The following is a 24,141-nucleotide window of genomic DNA, read 5'->3' on the forward strand; positions in this document are numbered from 1 at the left end:
TCATTTTAGCCCTTTGTCAACAATCTAAAGCGGCACTAGGCATGCCGCTTTTTTTATTTTCGTCCAGCTCTTATTTCATCTGTCATGCCTTCATATGGTGCTTCTGCGATAATGGTTTCGTCATTCACACCTACATGATGGATATACGTAATGTCCGCAAATTCTGGGACAACATATTTCGGATAGGTTTCGTATTTTTCACGAGATTCTTTCATGAGATCGATGTAGTCATTTTGATAGCAAACTGTGATATCTGGACGTTCATGCACCCATTTAGGGAAGAAGATGACGCCATGCATGCGTTTTTCCTCAGGCATAAAGTTCAGAGAGACGTCTGTCCCAGTTGGTTCTGTCCAAGAGACTTTGTATACGCCTTTTGTCAGCTTCACAATATTTACTTCTTGATCACGGACCCAGCGTCCTCCAACCATTCCGCTATGAATGCGGTAATCAATGGTGTGATCGTTTTTAATGTAAATCTCATATTCCCAGCCATTTTCATACGTATAAATCATATGAAGTCCAACGAATTGATCCATGTTTATTCCTTCTTTCATTAGAATGATGTTTTTTCAAACATGTTGTGATTTACATGTTTATTTTAAAGTCTATGGTATACTATTGTCAAAGAATAAGCGTTGGAGGCACATCATGAGAGTACTAAAATATGCCATTCTTGGCTTGCTGGATCAGCGTGAGCTGACGGGATACGATATCACGAAACATTTTAAGGATTCTCTTGGACAGTTTTGGAGTGCGAAGCACAGTCAGATTTACCCTGAGCTGAAGCGTCTTACAGAGGAAGGGTTTATTGAATTTGATATTCATATACAAGGAAAAAAGCTAGAGAAGAAGGTCTATCAAATCACAGCGGCAGGAAAAGAAGAATTGCGTCAGTGGTTAAAAACAAAAGATCCGATTCCGGAAACAACAAAGGATGAATTCATGCTCAAAACCTTTTTCATCTCCTCCATGGACAAAAAAGAAGCGGCTGACCTGTTTGCCTATCAACTGTTAGAGCGCACCAAGAAAGTAGATGTGCTGGAACAGAAGCTGCACGCTTTGACAGAGGAAGACCCTTCTGCTGAATCGCTGCATTCAGCGCAATTTGGGCATTACTTAGTGCTGACAAGGGCAATTGAAAGAGAAAAAGGCTATGTCCGCTGGCTCCAAAAGACCCTTAAACGTATTGATTCATCTATGGTCTAAGGACAATGGTCGGATGATATGATAAAAAATGGTTTGAAACGAGTGAATTTATCAATAGAAACCGCTACAATGGATATATTCGTATTAAAGTGAGGCGAGTATGTTTGAGTAATCAAGAAGCGTTGTGGAATGAAGCAGAAGCTTTTATTTCTGTATGCTATGAAGAATTAAACAAGTCAAATGAAGAGAAAGCAGCACGTCTGCATGAAATAAAAAAAGAAATTGAGTCTGAAGGAATTTATACGCATACACTAGAGGAATTAGCTCACGGGGCGAAAATGGCATGGCGCAACAGTAACCGCTGCATTGGCCGTTTGTTTTGGTCTACCCTGCAAGTGCATGACTGCCGGCATGTAAAGACAGAGGATGAGGTGAAGGAGGCGCTCTTTCATCATATTGAGTATGCGACAAATGGCGGGAAAATCAAACCGTCCATTACGATCTTTCCCCCAGAGAAAAACAGACAGAAGGAAGTCGTCATTTATAATCATCAGCTCATTCGTTATGCAGGCTATGAGTCGGAATATGGCATCATCGGCGACGAGGCATCTCTTGAATTAACAAAATTATGTCAAGCCTATGGCTGGGAAGGAGAAGGCACACATTTTGATATTTTGCCTCTCATGTTTCAGCTAAAAGGTCAGCCGCCTGTTCTGTATGAGCTTCCGAAAGAAATCGTCCAAGAGGTAGAGATCACCCATCCTGAATATGATGGATTCCGTGATTTGGGACTAAAATGGTATGCGGTTCCGATTATTGCTGATATGAAATTAGAGATTGGCGGTATTCATTACAATGCTGCACCGTTTAATGGCTGGTATATGGGCACAGAAATTGGCGCACGCAACCTAGCGGATGAAAACCGCTACAATATGCTGAAAAAAGTTGCTTCTCTTTTAGGACTGGACACAACCAAGAATGCGTCCCTTTGGAAGGATAAAGCCATTGTCGAATTGAATGTGGCGGTTCTCCATTCTTATCGTGAAGCAGGGGTGACCATTGTTGATCATCATACAGCAGCACATCAATTCAAGCAGTTTGAAAAGCAGGAAGAAAAGGCTGACCGCAAGCTGACTGGGGACTGGACATGGCTGATTCCGCCAGTATCACCAGCTGCTACCCACATATTCCACAAGCATTACGACAATACCATTGTGAAACCAAACTATTTTTATCAGGACAAGCCCTATCACGGGACAGAAAAGGCCTAGCGAGAGCTAGGTTTTTTTATGACCGTATTCGAAAATCTTGATAATGAGCAAGCTCGGTGAGCGGCTCCATTTGCATGTCGGTGACTTTTGAAAAAGGACTTCCTTTCCGGACAGTCTCTAAGAAATCAATCACTTTGTGCTGCTCACCCTCTACCTTTAACTCGACATGACCTTCATCTGTGTTGCGTACCCAGCCTTTCATTCCACGATTGACGGCTTCTCCCTGAACAAAATAACGAAAGCCGACTCCTTGCACACGTCCTTTTACAATGGCGTGATATTGAATCATGGTCATCTCTCCTTTTTTCACATCGTACCATAGCCTGTATCTGATCTTCACGCCTCGACTATGATTTGTTTGTCAAACGATGTAAAATAAAGGCCAGTAGACAACCAAAGGAGATGTCCATCGTGGAACAAAAGAGATACGACATAGAAGGAATCCAAGTGGGACAACCTATCATCACCTATGCGAATGGAAAAGAAATCAAAACAGCCATCAACAAAAGGCGCATTCATGAGCCTGTGTATTTAAGTCAGGTCAATTTTGAAGGAGATGGTCAGGGGGATTTGGTTCATCATGGGGGTTATGATAAAGCCGTCTGCGTCTTTCCGTATGATCATTATGCTCACTTTGAACAATTTCTAGGGGTTCCATTACAGGAAGCTGCCTTTGGCGAGAATGTAACAGTACGCCAGCTAGTCGAAACGAATGTGCATATTGGCGATGTGTTTCAGCTTGGAGATGCATTTGTTGAGGTGAGCCAGCCAAGACAGCCTTGTGTGAAATTGTCTTTTAAGCATGGCAACATGAAGCTTGTAAAGGAAGTGCAGAAAACAGGGTATACAGGCTTTTATTTACGTGTACTGAAAGAAGGCATGGTGCCGCCTGATGCTGCGCTTGTACTAGTAGAAAAAGCGTCCCATCAGATTACGGTCCATGAAGTCAATGAAGTCAAATATCGTCAAACAAGTCCAGAGAGACTGAAAGCCGTTCTTGAAGTAGATGCCTTAGCAGATGTGGTCAGGAAGTCTTTAGAAAAACGAATTCAGCACATTTAAAAAAAGCCGTACATCAGCTTAAGATGTACGGCTTTTCAGCGCTTATGAGCTGCGTACGGCTTTTCAGCGCTTATGAGCTGCGTTTCTTTTGCTCAAGAAGATTTGCAAGGAAATATGTTTTTAAGCTTTGAAGCTTTCTTCCTTCATGCTTGGTCACACCAAGCTTCTTTAATTCTTCGACATACCAGCCTTTGCTACCATAATGCATGATAGAAAACTCCTTTCAATTGAAACTGCCTGCATTGTAACATCTCAAAAAAGAACGTGAAAAGCGTGCAGGTGTCAAGAAATGAAAACTGATTCTATCTGCCTATGATCCATGTATATGCTGGAAATATTGATTTATGAATTTGGCGGGTTGAGGGTAACGAGGATCATGCCGACCGTCATAATCATGATGATAACACCCAGATAGGTCATCATGGATTGTTTTTTCTTAATCCCTACAACCGTTAAGATAATACTTTCGATGAAAAAGATAACACCTATGATGATGAACCACATATCAAATAAGACCCCTTTCGCATATCTTTGCCTATTTTACCACAGGCTTTTTTGTTTAGTCGTGACAGATTCGTGAAACGGGCATGAAAAAATCCCCTCCAGTGAAGGAGGGGACCCGCTGCTTACAGCTTTGTTAAAATAATCGGTTCGTCTTTAGTGATCACAATCGTATGTTCAATCTGTGCGACTAGACTTTTATCTGGTGTTTTAAATGTCCAGCCATCATCAGCCTGATAAATCGATTCAGCATTTGTTGAAATGAAAGGTTCAAAGGCAATGACTGTGCCATTTTTAAACAAAGCATTATCGAATGGATCATAGTAGTTCAAGATATGGTTAGGTGCTTCATGCAGATTCTTCCCAATGCCGTGTCCTGTCAGGTTTTTAATGACGGTAAATCCTTGTTCTTTCGCTGTATTGTAGACCGCACGGCCAATTTGGTTTTGTCTTTTACCGGCTTTTGCATGCTTTAATCCTTCAAGGAACGCATCCTCCGCACACTTACATAATGCTTCAAGACGAGCATCACCTGTACCTAAAACAAATGAAATGCCTGTATCGGAATAATAGCCGTCCAGTTCTGCTGAGATATCAATGTTCACAAGGTCGCCCTCTTGTAAAATGGTTTTTTCACTAGGGATACCGTGTGCAACTTCATCGTTCACGCTGATACAAGTGGTACCAGGGAAGTCATATTCCTTTTCAGGTGCTGAATTGGCCCCATGTTCTTCTAATATTTTTTTCCCAATCAAATCTAATTCTTTTGTAGACATGCCTGGTTTCGCTTGGCTTTTCATTTCTTCTCTTGCCAAAGCGACAATTCGGCCGACTTTTTTTAAGGCTTCTAACTCATGATCATGTTTGACAATCACTGTTCATTCCCGCTTTCTATATCTTCATTCTATTCAATAGCTTACCACAATTTACGCAAAAAGAGTAAAGAGCGGAATTCAAATGAATGTGGACAAATTGGTATAGATAACTAGACGTGCATATGATATATTTTTTATGAACATCATGAATGATTTGGTCATGATGATGACAAAGGGGGGAAATCAGATGGTGTTTCAGTTTTTTCAAAAGCTAGGAAAATCATTTATGCTTCCAATCGCTGTACTTCCAGCAGCAGGGATTATTTTGGCCATTGGGCGGGAGGATGTATTCAATATCCCGTTTATTCATGCGGCAGGGAATGCAATTTTTGCGAACTTGGCTTTAATTTTTGCAATGGGTGTAGCGATTGGTATTTCAAAGGATGGGAACGGGGCAGCGGCATTATCAGGAGCGATCTCTTATTTTATTTTGTCAGCCGGTACAACGTCGATTAACTCAACCAACAATATGGGGGTATTGGGCGGTATTTTATGCGGGCTTTTGGCAGGTTATGTTTACAATAAATTTAAGGATACGAAACTGCCGGAATACTTAGGTTTCTTTAGCGGAAGGCGGCTTGTGCCTATAATGACCGCACTTTTCACCATTCTATTAGCAGCCGTTTTCGGATATGTATGGCCGCCGATTCAAAGTGTAATCAATGATTTAGGAGAATGGATTTTAAGTCTAGGTGCAACAGGTGCAGGGCTGTTTGGTTTCTTTAACCGATTGCTCATTCCATTAGGACTTCACCATGTCTTGAATAACTTATTTTGGTTTCAATTCGGTGAATTCAGCGGGGCAACAGGGGATTTAGCGCGATTCTTTAAAGGAGATCCAAGCGCGGGTGTCTTTATGACCGGATTCTTCCCAGTGATGATGTTTGGTCTGCCAGCGGCATGTCTAGCCATGGTTGTAACTGCAAAACCTGAGAAACGAAAAGCAACAGCTGGTCTGATGATTGGGATGGCACTTACATCATTTATAACAGGGATCACTGAACCAATTGAATTTTCTTTTATGTTTTTATCACCACTTTTATATGGTGTCCATGCTATTTTGACGGGGCTTTCGCTTTTTATTGTGAACACTCTTGGGATTCATAGCGGCTTTGCCTTTTCAGCAGGTGCGATTGATTACGTCTTAAGCTTCGGTATTGCGCAAAAACCGATCTTGCTTCTTGTAGTAGGAATCATTTATGGCGTTGTGTACTTTGTCGTTTTCTATTTCCTCATTAAACTATTAAAGCTGAAAACACCAGGCAGGGAAGATGATGACATAGAAGATATCGCAGCGGATGATGCGGTTACGGCAGGAGGAGCGAGTGTGCTCGTAGAGGGGCTTGGCGGCAAAGACAATATCACCACGATTGATCATTGTGCCACACGTCTTCGCTTAACAGTAGAGGATACTAATTTATTAAATGAAGCTACATTGAAAAAAGCAGGTGCCAAAGGGGTGCTGACTTCTGGAAAAACATCCGTACAAATTATTATTGGAACGAATGTAGAATTTGTCGCAGATGATCTCCGTAAGGAAGTCGATCGAGATTAAAAAAAGCGTTCAGCCAGGTCAAATGGGCTGAACGTTTTTTTGTTTACGCTGTTCGATCACTAGCACAATACTGATCACAACGAGTAAGAACCATGAGCTAATTTTCCCTAGATGAACAATGGACCAAGCATGCTGCTGATTTGGATATTGCCATGCGCCTAAAAAGGTGGTGACATTTTCGGCAATCCAAATAAAAAAGCCAATCAGGAGAAATGAAACAACAAGCGGCATTCGAAAGGAAGATGGACCAACCTGAAACGAAACCGACGTTTTCCGAAACACAACAACAAGCAGACATGTCAGCCACCACCTGACATCATAGAGCCAGTGATGCGTAAAGAAATTGAGATAAATGCACAAACTGATGCCAATTGAAAGAAATGGATGAGGCCAGTCGGCCACTTTTACATGAAGTCGTGAAAATGCCTGATAAATATAACTAGCCACACTTGCATACATAAAGCCGCTATAAAGTGGAACCCCAAATATTTTTGTATAAGCTTCTTCTGGATAGGACCAAGAGCCCATATGTACTTTATACACTTCTAAACAGATTCCTATGAGATGAAATAGACAAATGACCTTTAGCTCCGCCCAAGTCTCCAGCCGCAGCGTCAGCATCAGGATCTGAGCTGCGATGCAAAGCAGTAGAATGAAATCATACCGGTGAAGAAAAGGAATAGACACCGTCTTTGATAGGGCAAGCGCCGCAAAGATCATGACGGGGAATAGACATGAGATGGCCTGTAAATAAGCAAAATGAAATAGTGTTTTCATACAAAATTAAACCCCTTTTTACGGTCTGAAATGACTTAGACGGTTTTAGCAAGGGAAAAGTTTACCTCAATTAGATATTCATGAACAATTTGTGAATATATATGTGAAAAAGATCACAAATTAGATATAGCATAGTATAATAAGATCATAAAGAAAATGTGAAATATTTCACATAATTTAAAAGGAGGCATCATCATGTTTACAAAATTCTTACAAACGAATGTATGGGCAGCCGTTATCCTTTTGGCAGCAAGACTTTATATCGGATGGACTTGGCTGACATCTGGTATTGGAAAACTAACAGGTGGATTTGATGCATCAGGCTATTTGCAATTTGCGATATCTGAACCTGTCGTCAAAGATGGTCATCTTGTGTATCCGTTCTATGTATGGTTTTTAGAAAATGTCGCTTTGCCAAATGCCGGACTATTCAGTGCCATGGTCATGTGGGGAGAAATCTTAGTAGGCCTAGGATTAATTGTTGGATTATTCACAACAACGGCAGCCTTTTTTGGAAGCGTGATGAATGTCTCTTTCTTACTAGCTGGAACCGTCTCTGTGAACCCGCTGCTTCTGCTCATAGCCATCATTATCATGGCAGCGAAAGGGAATGCAGGCAAATTTGGACTTGATTATGTCGCAGGTCCAGTCCTCAAAAGAACAATGAAAAGAAAGCCGCAGTTAGAAGTGGCATCATAATAAAAGAAAAGCATCCTGAGTAAACGCTCAGGATGCTTTTTTATTTAAGAATTGGCTTTTATCAAGTTGATATGCAGCACGGTGAGTTCATGCTGGCTCATATCTGGATCATGGCCTACGATAAATTCGAGTTCATAATCACCGGTTTGATACACATATTTTTTCTCTTTTGTCTGCGGAATGGTGCTCACTGAATCCGCTGGTCCTAGCTGTTTCTTTAGTAACGAAGGGGTCATACCGCCGATATTTGTTTCTTTTTCTACATTTGTACCGAAATAACGGATTTCATCAATTTTGCCTTTTGCATCATAGTGAAAAGCAAATCCGGGATTTCCCATTTCCGCATGATACAAATCAAAGCTGCTTTGACCTGTTTCTGGATATGGATAACCGAGCTTATGATGAACGTCTTTTTTTGTTTGAACGCCTATTTTCAGGCCCTTCGCATAGTAGGGCATTTGTCCTTTATGTGCCAGCTTATAAATACTGTTAAGCGCGGCTTTTGGACCTTGAGGAACGGATTGCTCTGCGGCCATGGCGTGTGCTGAGACAGCAGGGCTGAAACCGAATAGGGCAGACGAAGCAAGTGAGGCAGTCACGACAAAAGCTGCTGTTTTCTTCATGATAAATCCCTCCTTCTTCTCCTATACCCGGTGCCATCATGATCAAACGTGAAAAGAACCAGCTGATCAAGGATCGGCTGGTTCTTAGCATGAGAACGTTATTTTGAAGAAGAGCTGGATTCATCTTTGGCGGAAGAGGAATCCTTTTCATCCTGTACTTTCTTTGTATAGTCATAGTCGTTGCGGTCAATCGGTGTAAAGCCTTTAGGCTTGTAGAAACGGAGTAAATCTTCGGTGACAATCTTATCAGATGTCTCCAGCATCTTTTTCACCGTTTCATTTTCTTGTGATGCCTTGTCAGTTGGCTCGATTTTCTCGCCTGTTTTGTTGCTGTAATAGTTATTGCCTACTTTCGTGTAGTCTTTAGACACGAAGTCACCGTTTCTAAATGGCACAAGCTCTTTAAAGTTCTTCGATAAGATATCAGAACCAGACATTAAATAGTTCTTCGTATCATCGCCAAGCAGGTGCAGAAGGGTTGGTGCGACATCGACTTCACCAGAGTATTTATGAATCTGTCCGCCTTTTACGCCAGGAACATGGATAAAGAGCGGCACACGCATGAGCTGCGCATTTTCATAATCTCCGATTTTTTGCCCTGTCACTTTTTCCATCGCTTCATTATGATTTTCAGAAATACCGTAATGATCTCCGTACATAATGACGACTGTGTTGTCATAGAGACCTGACTTTTTCAAATCGTTGAAGAACTGTTCAATCGCTTCATCTAAATAATGAGCCGATTGGAAGTAGTTATCTACGACAGAGTCACCGAAATCACCAGGTTCGAAATCAGTATCACCTTCATCCATTCCAAATGGGAAATGGTTCGATAATGTAATGAATTTCGAATAAAACGGCTGCTTCATGTTTTTAAGGATTGGCATTGACTCTTTGAAGAACGGTTTGTCTTTCAGTCCATAGTTCTTCGTATCCTGCTCGTTCATATCGTAGTACTCAGAATCGTAAAATCTGTCATATCCAAAGGATTTAAACATTTCATTACGGTTCCAGAAGGTTTTCGTATTGCCATGGAATTCTGCTGACGTATATTGATCCTTCTTCAAAATACCAGGAAGTGCTTGATATGTGTTTTGCGCTTTGTTAATAAAAACAGAGCCCTGTGATAATGGGAATAACCCAGTATCCATCATAAATTCAGCATCAGACGTTTTTCCCTGTCCTGTTTGATGGAAGAAATTATCAAAGTAAAACGTTTTGTTGTCGTGTGCCAATGAATTAAGGAATGGCGTTACTTCTTTTCCATTCACCTTATAATCAATGACAAAGTTTTGCAGAGATTCAAGAGAAATTGTAATGACGTTCATGCCTTTCGCTTTCCCGTAATAAGCAGGGTTAGGATCAGCGCTGTTCGCTTTTAAATAGTTCTCTACATCTGTCACGTCATTTGAATTTGCCAGAGCACGCTGGCTGTTTGATTTCACATTTTGAATGGCATCAAACACAGTAAAGTTATAAGCACCTAAATATTTAACTAAATAATTGCGGTCGAACGATCTTGATAAAAGCTCTGGACGATCGATCTCTGCAGCCACTAAGTTTAAAACAAAGATCACAACAGAGGACACAAGGACGAGTCTAAACGATTTTGACTTTTGAACAGGTACAGTGGCTGTACTTGTTTGCTGCTGCCTTTTCATGCGGACTGCAAGTACAATCAAAATGATTGTATCAATAAAGTAAAACACATCAGTCCAACGCATGAGTGAAAATGCACTATCACCTAATTGTCCGCCATTCGTTCCTGCCTGCATCACTGTAGGCAGCGTGATAAAGTCATTGAAGAATCGATAGTACACGATGTTTGCGTATAGTAAAAAAGACATGAAAAAGTGAATCACAATGATAGCGGCAGGCTGCCATTTTTTCTTGAACAATAAAGCAAAGCCAAGAAAGAACAAGCTGGAGCTAATAGGATTCACGAAAAGCAAAATATGCTGAAGCACATTTGATATACCAAGTTTAAATTCGATTAAATACGCTGAATACGTTTTGAGCCATAGTAAGATGGCTGCAATCAGAAAGAAGCCGAGACCTCTTTTTTGAATAAATGTTTTCATATAAACACTCCTTTTCTCCGTTAAACGGAAGAGGCGGAACGAAAGAAAACGAACCATTAGAATATACCACGAAATGCACAAATAGAAAAGTCATAACCGGTGAAGAGCCTTTGCAAGCCTGTCCGAGCAATAAAAGGAGAGAAAATGAAAATATTCGCCCGTCGAAAAACTTTTTATGAAAAACGACCTATTATTGACAGAAAATTCAGCAATTTCCCAGTTGCTATATCAATAAAACAGGCAAAAAGACACAAGTCTAAAGAATTAATTTGATTTCTACAATGGTCATTTAGAGAGTATTTCCATTGTTTATTAATGTTTATGCAGATTAAACAAAAAAAATGAGCCATGGAATGGAATAAGACGATGGATAAAAATTCCTCCCAAACAATATATCAATATATTTTTGTGTTCCACGAAAATAATGGTTTTCATGTATTTTTTAAGGGTTTCATTTATTTTAATAAGTGAACAAATTATCTAAATATACTTAAGTGAACATATCGAGACTATAAACTTCTGAATTGGGGTCGATATAGACAGTGACAGGAAATCTTCCATTGAAAGGATTGATAGTATATGACTGTACGAGCAGAGAACCTCGTTCAGAACTGGTTTCCGAGTGAGGACGGAAATGCAGGAGAGCGTAAAGAATTCATCAAATTGATGGAGCAGATCATTTCAGGGGTCGATGACCTGAAAGATCCCAACCGTGCACACCTTAAAGGTGAAAAGAATCGTGGGGAGGACTTTTACAAAAAGCTCACTGAAACAAGTCAAATTCCGATGAACGGCCAGCAAGCGGAACTTGTGAATGAAGAATTACTGAAGCTTTTACATAACCATCCATACCACACCAAGTATTTCTTCACGAACATTTTGCCAATGGCAAGTACACCAGGAATTTTAGGCATGCTGACAGCTATGCTGGTAAATGGAAATAACCTTTGGGATGTTTATGGACCAGCAGGTGCGGAAGCTGAGGTCAGAGTGGTCTCAATGATGTCTAAGCTCATCGGATATGATCCAAATATGAGCGGGGGTTATACAACATGGGGAGGTCAAGGGGCTATTTTCTCAGGGCTTCGTTTAGCTGTTTCAAAAGCTGCGCCGGAGTCACTGCGAAAAGGAGTTCCACAAAATCTTTATGCGTTTTGTTCTGATGCTGCACATTACAGCTTATTTAAGTCAATGGAAGCAACAGGACTTGGCACAGACAACTTGATCAGAATTAAGACGAATAAAGATCATTCAATGGATATGGAAGATTTGCGTTGTCAAATGGAACGTGTTGCACAGGGTGGCGGGATTCCCGTTTATATTGTCGCAACAACCGGAACAACAGATGCCATTGCAATTGATGATGTAAAAGGGGTACGTGAAACAGCAGAAGCAATTGCTGAAAAGTATGATCTGAAGGTGCCGCATATTCATGCAGATTCGGCGCTGGGTGGATTCTTTGCTTTCTTTAATGAGTATGATGTATCGGAAAACCCGCTGCAATTCTCAGACGGTGTTCTTCGTATGCTAAAAGAAATCAAAGCGAAATTCCAGCATCTTTCTCTTGCAGACTCGATGTGCTTTGATTTTCAAAAGCTCGGCCAAACACCTTACACATCCAGTTTATTCTTAGTGAAAAACGCTGCTGACTTAAAGCGTTTGGACCTGGAAGAACAAGAGACACCATATGTTGGCCATAGAGGCTACGGTGAATACCATACGGGTTATACGCTTGAGTGCTCAAGAATGGGAAGCTCGATCAGTATGCTGAGTGTGCTCTTAACGTTTGGGACTGAAGGCTATCAGCGCTTGCTCGGTCAATTTTTAGAAGTGAACCTTGCCTTCAGAGAAGCACTTAGTAGGGAAATTCCGCAAGCAGAAGTCGTGAATGATGACAACGTCGGAATGGCTACATTATTTAGAATTTACCTAGACGGCTCACCGCGTTTCCAAGAAGAGATTTCTGGCGAAGCGACTTCAATGGAAATTGAGCGGAACAATGAATTGAACAAAATGCTGTTTGAAAAGCTTGGAGAGAAAAGAGACGAGATGTTCTTTGGCGATACAACGAAGTTTTTACTTGTCAACTCAAAAGAAGGTCAAGAATTCTATCTAAGTGTTAGTAAGTTTTTTGTCATCTCACCTTATACGTTACCAGAGCATATCCCTCATATCGTATCTTATTTAAAAGATGTGATTGCATCTGTTTGTGGACAATTTGAAAATGTACATGCTTAAATCAAATCTGAGAGTGGAGATGTAGGAAAAAATGGCGAAACAAAGGAAATTTGGAGGATACACGATATCCTCTAAAATCATGTCAGTCGTTACCGTAACATTACTCGCAACCGTTGCATTATTCGTTCTAACCTTTTATCTAGTGAGCCAGGATTTATCATCCCAGTTATTAAAGCAATTTGATTATCGATTAACAACAGATATTGATACCGCCAAAAAAGAAATCGATAACATCGATGGAAACGTGCTCAGCATTAGCGGGAAGGATGATCCTATTTATGCCGAGATCAAAACGAAATTCACAGAGCTTCAAAAAGATCATACGCTTGAGAACTTATACGTGTTATCTAATAAAGGCGGTAAAGAAAGAATTATCGTATTAACTGGAGAAGACAATGATTTTGACCAGGATTATGCATTCTCAGATGAGATGAAACAAGCTCTTTCTGAAGATAAAATGGTCAAAAGTGATATTTACAAAGATTCATTTGGTACACATAAATCAGTCTTTTTGCCAATCAAGGATTCAGGTGGTGAGCTGACAGGGATTTTAGGCATTGATTTAGATGCGTCTGTCGTGCCTCAAACAACGCAGAAGCTGATGATCTATATCACAGTGGCATCTGCCATTGTGCTTATCGGTGGATTACTCTTCTCATACTTCATGGGAAGAAGGATTGCAAAACCAGCACGTTCCTTGATGGAATCAGCGAACCGAATTGCTGACGGTGATTTAACTGGTATGGTAGAGGTTGAAAGTAAAGATGAGATCGGCCAGCTTGCCGCATCCTTCCAAAAGATGCAGGGACGGATTAAAGAGCTCATTTCGAAAATCTCAAACTCATCTAGTGAAGTGTCGAAAATGTCTTCACAGCTTCGTACGGTGACGACCGAATCAAGTCAAAGTGCGCAGCAAGTATCAGAAGCCATGACGAATATGAGTGAAGGAATCAATGATTCTGTCGCAAATATCACGGATTGTACGACATCCGTTGCTGAGATCGATACGCAAATCGAAGGCGTCACAAAAGAAGTTGATGAAATGAAATCTGTTTCATCTAACGTACAAGAGCAGTCAGAATCTGGTCAAAAATTAGTGAACCATGTGCTTGATCATCTGAATATGCTACATGACAAGATGACCAACTCAAAGCAGGCAGCAGAAGAATTACAATCTCATTCAACGGAGATTGAAAGTGTCATCTCAATTATTACGGACATTTCAGCCCAAACAAATCTGCTTGCACTGAATGCTTCAATTGAAGCGGCACGTGTTGGAGAAGAAGGAAAAGGGTTTGCTGTTGTGGCAGATGAGGTGCGCAAGTTAGCTGAACAATCAGCGGATGCGGCTAAAACCGTTTCAGACCTTGTCATCGGCACACAGGAAAACAGTCAGCGCGTTCTTGAAAGTGTAGAGGAAAGCAGTAAAGCAGTGGAAGAAGGACGTGAGCAAATGGAAGGCACGTCACAAAATTTCGCTTTGATTTACGACGGTGTATCTCAATTTTCAAGAAGAACGAACAATTTGCTTGCTTCTATTAAGCAAGTTGAGCAAGCATATCAAACGATTTCTACATCGATTGAGCAAATTTCTGTTGTATCGGAAGAACATGCAGCCAGCTCTCAAGAAGTGGCGGCAGCAACAGAACAGCAAAGTGCTGGTATGCAGCAAATTTCAAGTGCGATTGAACAGCTCTCTGATATGTCGGATGACTTAGCACAAATGGTCTCTACCTTCAAAGTCGACAATAAATAACGAGAAAGGGCTAAAATATTTTAGCCCTTTTTCTCTTTTCAGCGAAGAAGGGACGAGCACCTGAGCGCAGGACTCACACCGAATGCGAGGGGGTGTCTAGATGCTGAAGCTGGCTCTTGTGAGAGAGCCAGCTTTTTTGCTATGCTTAATCAAATACTTGCGGCGAAAGGAGAAACGCTATGGATTTTGCGCAGAGATTATCAGAAGAACGGATCAAAAAAGCGATGGATAACGGGGCTTTTGAAGGATTATCTGGCTTTGGGAAACCTCTGCCAAAAGATGATGCTGCTCATGTACCAGAAGAACTTAGAATGGGCTACCGCATCATGAAAAATGCCGGATTTGCTGGGGAAGAAACAGCGCTGAAAAAAGAACTCATGACTGTCAAAGAGCTGCTTCACTCCAGTATAGACGGAGAGGAGAGAAAAAAGCTGTCTCTCATATGTGAAGAAAAACAAAAATGTCTGGATGAACTTACATCTAAGCGCCAAACTTTTGCCCGACCAGCTTCCTCCTTTTATAAAAATAAGGTCTACGAGAAATTAACGGAGCATAAAAAAAGATGATGACACGCTACCTCTCCCTGAGCACATTGAGGGAGCTTTTTTTATGTAAGCGCTACATTTTGTTGTTGACTACATGTATATACAAATATAAAATAAGAATCAAACATGTATATACAAGTTTTTTGGTTCTTTTTTCTTATATAAAAAAACGATCTCGGAGGGGATAGTATGGCTGATTATCAGGCAGCAGCAGATCAGATTGTGAAAGCCATCGGCGGCAAAGAAAATATTGATCAAGCGACACATTGTGTAACAAGACTGCGCTTTGTGCTGAAAGATGAAGGCAAGGTAGATGAGAAAGCACTTGAACAAATTGATGAAGTGAAGGGATCTTTCTCAGCGAACGGTCAATACCAAGTTGTTATCGGCCAAGGGGCCGTCAATCGAGTATATGCCGAAATGGTCAAAAGGACGGGGATTGGGGAAGCCACAAAAGAGGACGTCAAGCGTGCCTCTGATCAAAAATTAAATCCATTGCAGCGTGCTGTGAAAACGCTTGCGGATATCTTTATACCGATTCTTCCTGCCATCGTCACAGCCGGTTTATTAATGGGGATTAATAATATTTTAACAGCTCCTGATATTTTCTTCGATCAAAAATCGATTGTGGATGTGTATCCGGCATGGGCTGATTTAGCGAATATGATCAACTTAATTGCAGGCACTGCCTTCACCTTCCTGCCAGCATTAATTGGCTGGTCAGCTGTGAAGCGGTTTGGGGGGAATCCGCTTTTAGGAATGGTCCTTGGTCTAATGCTTGTACACCCGGACTTGTTAAACGCATGGGGCTATGGAGCGGCTGAGAAGACCGGTGACATTCCTGTTTGGAACTTGTTTGGACTTGAAGTGCAGAAAGTAGGCTATCAAGGACAGGTTCTTCCGATACTCGTTGCCTCTTATTTACTTGCAAAGCTCGAATTATTTATCACAAAACGGACACCTGAAAGTATTCAGCTGTTAGTTGTTGCACCAATTACATTATTAGTCATTGGATTTTTATCATTTATCGTCATTGGACCTGTTACCTTTGCAATCGGTAATGTTTTAACATCTGGACTTGTAGCCGTATTCCAGCAATTCGCAGCACTTGGCGGTCTATTATACGGCGGTTTGTATGCAGCATTAGTCATTACAGGAATGCACCATACGTTCCTCGCTGTTGATATTCAATTGATTAACTCAAAGCTGCACGGCACGTTCCTATGGCCAATGCTTGCACTGTCCAATATCGCACAGGGATCAGCTGCACTGGCAATGATGTTTGTCTTAAAAGATGAAAAGCAAAAAGGACTTTCGCTGACATCAAGTATTTCTGCTTATTTAGGAATTACCGAACCGGCCATGTTTGGGGTCAACCTGCGTTATCGATTCCCATTTATTTTTGCACTGATCAGCTCAGGATTAGCCGGTATGTTTATCGCCTCTCAAGGGGTGCTGGCAAGCTCAGTTGGTGTTGGAGGCATTCCAGGAATTTTCTCCATTATCCCGAAATATTGGGGGGCATTTGCAATTGGAATGGTGATTGTACTCATCCTCCCATTCATCGGTACTCTTTTATATGCAAAACTAAAAAAGAAGAAGGATTTTTCAGAAGAACTTAACTAGTGGTGGTGAAGGAAATTGAATCAGCAGACAAATGAACCTTGGTGGAAAAAAGCGGTGGTCTATCAAATTTATCCGAAGAGCTTTTTAGATACAACGGGCTCTGGTACAGGTGATATCAATGGCGTGACGAAAAAGCTTGATTACATTAAAGAGCTTGGGGCCGATTGTATTTGGCTCACGCCAATGTATGAATCCCCGCAGCATGACAACGGCTATGATATTAGTAATTATACAAAAATCCATGACATGTACGGCACAATGACAGATTTTGAACGCATGCTGAAGGAAGCGCATGAGAGAGGAATACGGGTCATCATGGATCTAGCCGTTAACCATACATCCATTTTCCATGAGTGGTTTCAAGCCTCGCGTGAGTCAAAGGATAACCCTTACCGAGATTATTATATTTGGAAGGAGCCAAAAGCGGACGGATCTCCTCCGAATGATTGGCAGTCGAAATTTGGCGGTCCAGCCTGGGAGCTAGACGAAGTAACAGGAGATTATTATCTCCATTTATATGATGTCACTCAGGCAGATCTCAATTGGGAGAAGGATGAGGTGCGCAGGAAAGTATATGACATCATGCACTTTTGGTTTGAAAAAGGAATTGATGGGTTCAGGCTGGATGTCATCAACAACATCTCAAAGGATCAGCGCTTCTTAGATGACGCCGGACAATCTGTGCAAGGCGACGGCCGCATGTACTATACGGACGGGCCGAGAATTCATGAATTTCTGCATGAAATGAACCAGGAGGTTTTTTCGAAATACGATAGCATGACAGTTGGAGAAATGTCTTCAACGAATATCGCAGACTGTATTCGGTATACAAGACCTGATCGGCAGGAGCTGGATATGACGTTTAACTTCCATCATTTAAAGGTGGATTATCCAAACGGCGAAAAGTGGGCGATCGCACCATTTGATTTTCAAGAATTGAAGTCGATTCTGTCTGAATGGCAGACGAAAATGCATGAGGGCGGCGGCTGGAATGCGCTGTTCTGGTGCAATCATGATCAGCCGCGGATCGTTTCAAGGTATGGTGATGATGACACGTATCATCAGCAATCAGCGAAGATGCTGGCGACCACGATTCATCTGATGCAGGGGACTCCTTATATTTATCAAGGTGAGGAAATTGGCATGAAGAATCCTCGCTTTGAGGACATTTCGTCTTACCGTGATATCGAATCACTCAATATGTACGAAGTCATGCTTGAAAAGGGAAAATCAAAGGAAGAAGCACTCGCCATTTTACAGGTCAAGTCAAGAGATAATGCGAGAACACCAATGCAGTGGACCTCAGAGAAGAATGCAGGTTTCTCAACAGGAACACCTTGGATTGAGCCAGCTCATAACGACATTTCGGTCGAAGCTGCGTTAAAAGACCGGACGTCCATTTTCTATCATTACCAAGCCCTTTGCAGACTGCGTAAAGAACTTGATGTGATCACATATGGCAGCTTCTCCTTACTTTTAGCAGAAGATCCAAAGTTGTTTGCTTATGTTAGAGAAAGCAAGGATGAGAAGCTCCTCGTGATCAATCACTTTTATCCAGGGGAGGCGGACTTCACGCTTCCTGATGAGCTTGTGCAGGCTGTAGATGAGATGGAGGGGCAAGTCCTGTTATCCAATTATGAGGATGTGCCGGCACATATCAAGGGATTTACGTTGCGCCCATATGAGTCAATCGTTTATCATTTAACCAAACGCTAGAAAATGGGGCGGAGGGAAAATGAAAGAGAATAAGTTTCGAGTGATTTATGATCAGCTCGCAAGACGAATTGAGCAAGGTGAATGGCAGGATAAAGGCATCCTCCCATCAGAACATGAACTTTCTATCATGTACGACACGTCCCGGGAGACGGTGAGAAAGGCATTAAATATTCTTGTGCAAAATGGCTATATTCAAAAAATCCGCGGGAAAGGCTCTGTATTGCTGAATCGGGAGAAAATGCAGTTCCCTGTATCAGGTCTTGTCAGCTTTAAAGAGCTTTCCCAAACGCTTGGCCGAAAGACGGTCACAACAGTTCATGAATTTGGCTTAATTAAACCGGATCAGTATATTCAGTCTCAGCTGAAAATTGATGACCAGACAGACGTCTGGAAAGTCATTCGCTCTCGTAATATTAGCGGAGAAGAAGTGATTTTAGACAAGGACTACTTCTTGCAAAAGCATGTCGAAGTATTGTCTAAAGACATATGCGAAGGATCAATCTACGAGTATATTGAGGGAGAACTCGGTGTATCGATCAGCTATGCTCAAAAGGAATTTGTGGTAGAGCCATGTACAGAAGAGGATGCCAAGTACCTTGATTTGAAGGGATTTGACCATGTCGTTGTGGTAAAGAATTATGTGTTCTTAGAGGATACGAGTCTATTTCAATACACAGAAAGCCGTCACCGATTAGACCGCTTCAGATTCGTCGATTTTGCTAGAAGAGAAAAAACGGACAGAGCATAGGCTCTGTCTTTTTCAGGTTTTGGAGAAGCTGGGATATACAACGACAAGATCATGATTTATAGGAGGAAAAATGATTAGACTGAATCGACCACTAAAATTACGGGATTTAGAAATTTTTAGCGTGATGAAAGATCATCGAATATTATGTTACGTGATTATTGAAGATACTCGAAAACCGTTTACGGAAGAAGATCGAAAACTAGATTCATTATGTTATATGGATGAAGAAGATATACAGGCGATTTTGAATGTGTTTCATATTTCAATTATTAATGATGAAAAGTTAAGTGAAGAGGATTTAACTCTTGTTCAATCGTATTTTGCTGAATTTGTAAATAATACGAATTTAACGAATTTTATTACGAGAGATTATGTTCAAGAGGATTTATATGCCGTCGATGATGAAGATGACATCACATTCTTCAATAGAATGCTGCGTCATATAGGATCAGATGATGTGAAACAATTTGATAAACGCAATTGGATTTATTTATCCCAAGATTGAGATGAGAAAAGACAGAGCCTAGGCTCTGTCCTTTTTTTAGGATGATACATTGTTTCTTGTACGCTTGCGCTGGTAGTAATATAGGATACCGCCTAAGGCAAGCATAAGTACACCAATCAATACAGCTGTATACATCATCGTTGCTGTATTAGGCAGTGTGCCGCCTGGGAGTCCGGTTCCATCTTGGTTTGGATCTGTACCTGTACCTCCGCCTGGCGCTGATGTACCGCCGTCTCCGCCAGTTTGATCTGGCGTTGTTCCAGCTGCCCCGCTTTGGTTGAGTACGGTATATTCGCTGAAGTGTTCAGTTTGACCTGATACGACCCCATTTTCGAACGCTCCGTTACTTGTTTTGGCATAACGGTTTTTCTTGCGGTCTACATAATATACACCAGGTTTCTTCGCCTTTTGAGGCTCATCTAATGTAAAGGATAGTGTGACAGGATCTTTAAAGGTAGAAACCTTTTTCTGATCTTGTTTGATTTGGAAATCATACGTATCCGTTAATGCATTTTTCACCTTATCCGTCTTTGTCATCCATATATCTGCGCTTTTCTCGGACAAGTTAGAGAGCGGTAATGCGAGTCCCACTTTGTCATGATAGATGGTGACGTTTGGATCTTGCTCTCTTTTCTTCAGCTCGGCTACCTGCGCTTTTGATAGAGACAATTGAACGTTTTTCGCTTCGCTCGCTTTGTCTAAATAGAGCAATGCTTTGTTTGTATGCTGCACATACGTTTGGAATTTCTCATCATCTTGAATGTCATAGGCGCCTTTTCCTTTCGCACGCGGAAGGAACACTTCTTTCACCCTGTGATCGATGACAGGAGAAATATGCGCGCCGTCTGCCTGTTCAATTTGTTCTTTGAAGATTTCATAGTCAACATAGCCTAAGTCTTCGCCATGAGAGGCTTCTGTAAAGACGCTGTAGCCATCTCCGCCTGTGCCGACAAATGCGTTTGTCGCCACGCGGTATGTTTTCTGATCATCAATGTCTGTTAGTTTGCCGTTTTCGTCTTTCAGTTTGACATCAATGAGTCTGCTGCCAGCTGGTTTACTCAGTGTAAACGTATATTCAATGCCGGCTACATGAGGGAATGCGCCGCCGCCTTCCTCAATGCCTGAAAGCCCTTGTTCGAGTGCTTTCTTAATTTGGCTGCCTTTTAGATCTGCAACATAGAGTGTGTTTCCGAATGGCATGACCGTTAAAATATCACCTAAAGTGATATCTCCTTTTTCAATGCTGCCTCGAATACCACCGCCGTTTGTGATGGCAAGATCAGCACCAGCAGATTCTTGTGCTTTTTTCAGCATGCCGTCAGCAATAAAGTTCCCAAGGTTCGTTTCCTTCGCACGGACATGCTCGCGTTGTCCATCTAAGAGGACATCGGTAGACCCGACTTTTTCCGTTTTTAAATCTTGAATATCTGCCTTGTACTGATCGAGGATCGCTTTTGCATCGGCATCTTCTTTGACAGAGTCATCGATGGTGATGAGGTCAAAAGAAGATTCCTTTGGCTGTACGACTCCTTTTTGATTAAAGGCCACGTCTACTTTTCCTAAGAATTGTCCGTAGTCTTTTACCTGGGCGACAATCGTTGGTTCTTTCTTATTGACGACCTTTAATTTTTCAACAAGGGTGTGCGTGTGACCGCCAATGATTAAATCAATACCGTCTACTTTTTGAGCAAGCTCAAGGTCACGGTTATAGCCAATGTGTGTTAAAGCAATGATTTTGTTGATTTTTTCTTTTGTTTGAATCGTGTTGACTGTTTCTTTTGCTTTCTTGTATGCATCCTTGAATTGAATGTTAGGACCGCTGCTGGATGTAATGGCCGTGTCTTCAGTGGTTAAGCCGAATACAGCCACTTTTTCACCGTTTACATCAAGCAGGATGTATGGGTAAATCCCAGCTTCTTTTTTCTCACCAGCTTTAAATGTCGCTGGCTTTTTCACTAAGCCGCTCAATTGTTTTTCCTTAGAGACATCAACGTTTGATGACACAATCGGGAATGCAGGCTTTTCAAATTGATGACGGTTTTTCGCATCTACATCTGATGCATCACCTGTCAGGAATTGACGAAGAACAGAAGGACCTTTGTCAAATTCATGATTACCAAACGTCATGGCATCATATTTCATTAAGTTCATGAGTTTTAGGTCGGCAAGTCCTTGCCATTTTGTGAAATATAGGTCACCAGAGAAGACATCTCCAGCATCTAATAAAATGTTGTTCTTGCTTTCGGATCGAACTTCTTTAATCTTTGTTGCACGTCTTGCCGCATCATCAAGGTGTGCGTGTGTATCGTTTGTATGCATCACCGTTAAGTTCCAGTTGTCTGATGCAGGCGGTTCTGTTGTGCCATCCTCTTTAAAGGCTAGCTTGTACACGCCAAGACCATCTGTGCTGGCGTTACGAACAAAGTCTACGCTGCTTGATTTTTCAGCAAACGGCTTAGCCAAAAGAGAAGATTCGAATGTGACTGTTGCGCCCTTGACTGGTGCAATGGACCAGTTTTGATCCGCACTTGGATTGATGGTTTTTTGTTCGATAATATAATCCATCAGCACTTGGCGGTTCTCATCAGCTGAGGCAAGCACCACTTTATCTTGCGTCAGATGCGGGAAGCCCCCGCCGCCAGAAGCTCGATAGTTGTTCGTTACGACTAAAAATTCTTGATTGTCAGAGACTGGTTTCCCATTGTAGGACAGGTTTTTGATGCGGTTTGCATTCGCATTAACAAGAGTGCCTGTTGTGCTGTACTTAGCAGGCTGCGTCACATCGACTTGATAGGTGACACCATCGATCACATCAAAGTTATACGAGCGGTATTCTTCGTTTAAAATAGGCTGTTCATTTGAATTGTTTGGTTTGATCTGATTAAACTGTCCGGCAGACATCTCAAGCCAGTCTTTCACTTCATTGCCTTTCAGTTTGACAATCTGCACGGTGTTATCGTAAAGGTAGAGATCGCCGATGTTTTTAATTGCTAAATCACCTTTTGCGATATTTGTATAATAATTTACACCGTTTCGGCCGCCGGCTTTAAACGGGGCGCCTGCAGATAAAATCGGTAAGTTTTTGTATGACGTGTCCTTCATTTTTTCTTGTGCATACCATTTTTGTGCATCTGTCACAATTTGAATAGAAGGGTCATCCATCACTTGAGCAAAAAAGCTGTTAATGTCTGCTTCTGTTTTACCGACAGGTTTTCTCACATAATCAAGTGTGTTTTGATGCGTTGTTTGAATGGCATCTTTCACAGTGCTGTTTTGAGAGGTGACTCCTGCAACTGATTCAATCTTTCCTGTTCCGTTTGTGACCTTCCATTTGCTGCCGTCAGGCTCTAATGTTAAATCAATGACTCCGAGGTAGCTTCCCCAGTTTTTTGACATGACGACTGGAATGCCGTTGATCGTTCCTTTTGAGACATCGAATTTGTCGACGCCGCTATATTCAGCGCTTGGGAATGTGCCGTGCTGGTGGCCGGACACGATCGCATCGATGTCTTTCGTTTTTGTGGCAAGGTCAAAGATCATATTTTCTGATCCTTTAGGCGAAGCGGTTTTTTCAATTCCTGTATGGGCAAGAGCGACGATGATATCTGCGCCTTTTTCCTTCATTTCAGGAATGGTTTCATTGGCAGATTCGACGATATCCTGCACTTGAACTTGTCCATCTAAATGCTTCTTATCCCACGTCATGATTTGCGGTGGAACGAATCCTATGTAACCGACTTTCACAGTTTGTGAAGCTCCGTTTGCATCTTTAAAGGTTTTATCTTGGATCACATAAGGCGTAAAACGGTGTTCTCCATTTAGCTTTTTGACGTTCGCATTGACAATCGGGAAGTTAGCGCCGGCAATGGTACCATCAAGAAATGATAATCCGTAGTTAAATTCATGATTGCCAAGTGTTCCTGCATCGTACTTTAGTTTGTTGAGTGTATGAATAATGGGGTGAACCTTTGTTTGATTGATAATACTGTCTTTTTCATTTTTGTAAACGTATTCTCCAAGAGGGGTCCCTTGAATCAGGTCTCCGTTATCAACAAGGAGGGTATTTGGATTTTGTGAACGGTGCTTTTCAATCAGCTCGGCTGTTTTTGCCAAACCAAATTCATTTGTTTCTTTGTCGCTGTAATAATCGTAATTCATCATGTTCGCATGTACATCCGTTGTGGCTAAGATGCTGACTTTTACGGCATCGCCGTTTTCTATTGCTGCATGAGTAGGTACTGCTGGGAGAATGAGACTAATCATCATAATGGAAGTGAGCAGAATAGACAGGTTTTTCCTTCGTTTAGACCTATGTGCTTGCTTCTTCACCTGATCTCCGCCTTTCTAATTTTTTTGACCACAATACCTATTGTAGAAATGTTTCGTTAACTTTTGTAGTTATTTTTTGCAGATT

Annotated in this window: 21 protein-coding genes; 12 read left to right on the top strand and 9 right to left on the bottom strand. The window is 41.6% G+C overall.

The window, feature by feature from the left end:
* Positions 1-53: 53 nt before the first annotated feature.
* A complete protein-coding gene (locus ASE42_RS14645) occupies positions 54-539 on the bottom strand; it encodes a phenolic acid decarboxylase (RefSeq protein WP_056767659.1) in 486 nt (161 codons plus the stop codon).
* A gap of 112 nt (positions 540-651) precedes the next feature.
* On the opposite strand from ASE42_RS14645, the gene ASE42_RS14650 reads away from it, so the two are divergent.
* Together ASE42_RS14650 and ASE42_RS14655 are read left to right on the top strand one after the other, a co-directional pair.
* On the top strand, positions 652-1,209 hold the full coding sequence (locus tag ASE42_RS14650) for a PadR family transcriptional regulator (RefSeq protein WP_056767662.1): 558 nt from the start codon (positions 652-654) through the stop codon (positions 1,207-1,209).
* Between the two features lie 104 nt (positions 1,210-1,313).
* Complete coding sequence (locus ASE42_RS14655) at positions 1,314-2,420, top strand: nitric oxide synthase oxygenase (RefSeq protein ID WP_056767665.1); 1,107 nt, start codon at positions 1,314-1,316, stop codon at positions 2,418-2,420.
* Positions 2,421-2,436: 16 nt separating this feature from the next.
* Here ASE42_RS14655 and ASE42_RS14660 read toward each other — a convergent pair whose 3' ends face one another.
* The gene (locus ASE42_RS14660; RefSeq protein ID WP_056767668.1) at positions 2,437-2,709 is read right to left on the bottom strand and encodes an acylphosphatase; all 273 of its coding nucleotides are present in this window, start codon (positions 2,707-2,709) and stop codon (positions 2,437-2,439) included.
* A 122-nt stretch (positions 2,710-2,831) separates the two neighbouring features.
* Between ASE42_RS14660 and ASE42_RS14665 the strand changes: the two genes are divergently transcribed.
* A complete protein-coding gene (locus ASE42_RS14665; RefSeq protein WP_056767670.1) occupies positions 2,832-3,482 on the top strand; it encodes an MOSC domain-containing protein in 651 nt (216 codons plus the stop codon).
* A gap of 70 nt (positions 3,483-3,552) precedes the next feature.
* Here the strand turns inward: ASE42_RS14665 and ASE42_RS18770 are convergent, their stop codons facing one another.
* From ASE42_RS18770 to map, 3 genes are all read right to left on the bottom strand, one after another.
* Entirely contained in the window at positions 3,553-3,690 is a 138-nt protein-coding gene (locus tag ASE42_RS18770) for a YflJ family protein (protein ID WP_064497716.1), read from the bottom strand.
* A 134-nt stretch (positions 3,691-3,824) separates the two neighbouring features.
* Positions 3,825-3,986, bottom strand: a complete 162-nt coding sequence (locus tag ASE42_RS19110) for a hypothetical protein (protein WP_087976421.1) — start codon at positions 3,984-3,986, stop codon at positions 3,825-3,827.
* A gap of 122 nt (positions 3,987-4,108) precedes the next feature.
* Positions 4,109-4,858 carry a type I methionyl aminopeptidase gene (gene map, locus ASE42_RS14670; protein ID WP_024424611.1) on the bottom strand — a complete coding sequence of 250 codons (750 nt, stop codon included), beginning with the start codon at positions 4,856-4,858 and terminating at the stop codon, positions 4,109-4,111.
* A 187-nt stretch (positions 4,859-5,045) separates the two neighbouring features.
* On the opposite strand from map, the gene nagE reads away from it, so the two are divergent.
* On the top strand, positions 5,046-6,413 hold the full coding sequence (gene nagE / locus ASE42_RS14675) for an N-acetylglucosamine-specific PTS transporter subunit IIBC (RefSeq protein WP_056767674.1): 1,368 nt from the start codon (positions 5,046-5,048) through the stop codon (positions 6,411-6,413).
* Between the two features lie 18 nt (positions 6,414-6,431).
* Here the strand turns inward: nagE and ASE42_RS14680 are convergent, their stop codons facing one another.
* On the bottom strand, positions 6,432-7,190 hold the full coding sequence (locus tag ASE42_RS14680; protein ID WP_041106285.1) for a DUF817 domain-containing protein: 759 nt from the start codon (positions 7,188-7,190) through the stop codon (positions 6,432-6,434).
* Positions 7,191-7,385: 195 nt separating this feature from the next.
* Here ASE42_RS14680 and ASE42_RS14685 point away from each other — a divergent pair, with 195 nt between their 5' ends.
* The gene (locus ASE42_RS14685) at positions 7,386-7,889 is read left to right on the top strand and encodes a DoxX family protein (RefSeq protein ID WP_034283676.1); all 504 of its coding nucleotides are present in this window, start codon (positions 7,386-7,388) and stop codon (positions 7,887-7,889) included.
* A 44-nt stretch (positions 7,890-7,933) separates the two neighbouring features.
* Here the strand turns inward: ASE42_RS14685 and ASE42_RS14690 are convergent, their stop codons facing one another.
* A complete protein-coding gene (locus ASE42_RS14690; protein WP_056767677.1) occupies positions 7,934-8,512 on the bottom strand; it encodes a YjgB family protein in 579 nt (192 codons plus the stop codon).
* A gap of 98 nt (positions 8,513-8,610) precedes the next feature.
* The gene (locus tag ASE42_RS14695; RefSeq protein WP_056767679.1) at positions 8,611-10,593 is read right to left on the bottom strand and encodes an LTA synthase family protein; all 1,983 of its coding nucleotides are present in this window, start codon (positions 10,591-10,593) and stop codon (positions 8,611-8,613) included.
* 579 nt (positions 10,594-11,172) lie between these two features.
* Between ASE42_RS14695 and ASE42_RS14705 the strand changes: the two genes are divergently transcribed.
* The 7 genes from ASE42_RS14705 (at position 11,173) to ASE42_RS14735 (ending at position 19,727) form a co-directional block, all read left to right on the top strand.
* A complete protein-coding gene (locus tag ASE42_RS14705) occupies positions 11,173-12,831 on the top strand; it encodes a pyridoxal phosphate-dependent decarboxylase family protein (RefSeq protein ID WP_056767680.1) in 1,659 nt (552 codons plus the stop codon).
* Positions 12,832-12,862: 31 nt separating this feature from the next.
* Complete coding sequence (locus ASE42_RS14710; protein WP_056767683.1) at positions 12,863-14,587, top strand: methyl-accepting chemotaxis protein; 1,725 nt, start codon at positions 12,863-12,865, stop codon at positions 14,585-14,587.
* Positions 14,588-14,766: 179 nt separating this feature from the next.
* Positions 14,767-15,153, top strand: coding sequence for a DUF1992 domain-containing protein (locus tag ASE42_RS14715; RefSeq protein WP_056767686.1), 387 nt, complete (start codon positions 14,767-14,769; stop codon positions 15,151-15,153).
* 168 nt (positions 15,154-15,321) lie between these two features.
* Positions 15,322-16,758: a PTS system trehalose-specific EIIBC component gene (gene treP / locus ASE42_RS14720; RefSeq protein WP_024425856.1), complete on the top strand. Its 1,437-nt coding sequence runs from the start codon at positions 15,322-15,324 to the stop codon at positions 16,756-16,758.
* Positions 16,759-16,773: 15 nt separating this feature from the next.
* A complete protein-coding gene (gene treC, locus ASE42_RS14725) occupies positions 16,774-18,474 on the top strand; it encodes an alpha,alpha-phosphotrehalase (protein ID WP_056767688.1) in 1,701 nt (566 codons plus the stop codon).
* Positions 18,475-18,493: 19 nt separating this feature from the next.
* A complete protein-coding gene (gene treR, locus ASE42_RS14730) occupies positions 18,494-19,222 on the top strand; it encodes a trehalose operon repressor (RefSeq protein ID WP_056767691.1) in 729 nt (242 codons plus the stop codon).
* Between the two features lie 70 nt (positions 19,223-19,292).
* On the top strand, positions 19,293-19,727 hold the full coding sequence (locus tag ASE42_RS14735; RefSeq protein WP_056767695.1) for a hypothetical protein: 435 nt from the start codon (positions 19,293-19,295) through the stop codon (positions 19,725-19,727).
* A gap of 36 nt (positions 19,728-19,763) precedes the next feature.
* Here the strand turns inward: ASE42_RS14735 and ASE42_RS14740 are convergent, their stop codons facing one another.
* Positions 19,764-24,056, bottom strand: coding sequence for a multifunctional 2',3'-cyclic-nucleotide 2'-phosphodiesterase/3'-nucleotidase/5'-nucleotidase (locus ASE42_RS14740; RefSeq protein WP_056767698.1), 4,293 nt, complete (start codon positions 24,054-24,056; stop codon positions 19,764-19,766).
* Positions 24,057-24,141: the final 85 nt, after the last annotated feature.

It is taken from the genome of Bacillus sp. Root920, assembly GCF_001429445.1.
Lineage (GTDB): Bacteria > Bacillota > Bacilli > Bacillales > Bacillaceae > Bacillus > Bacillus safensis.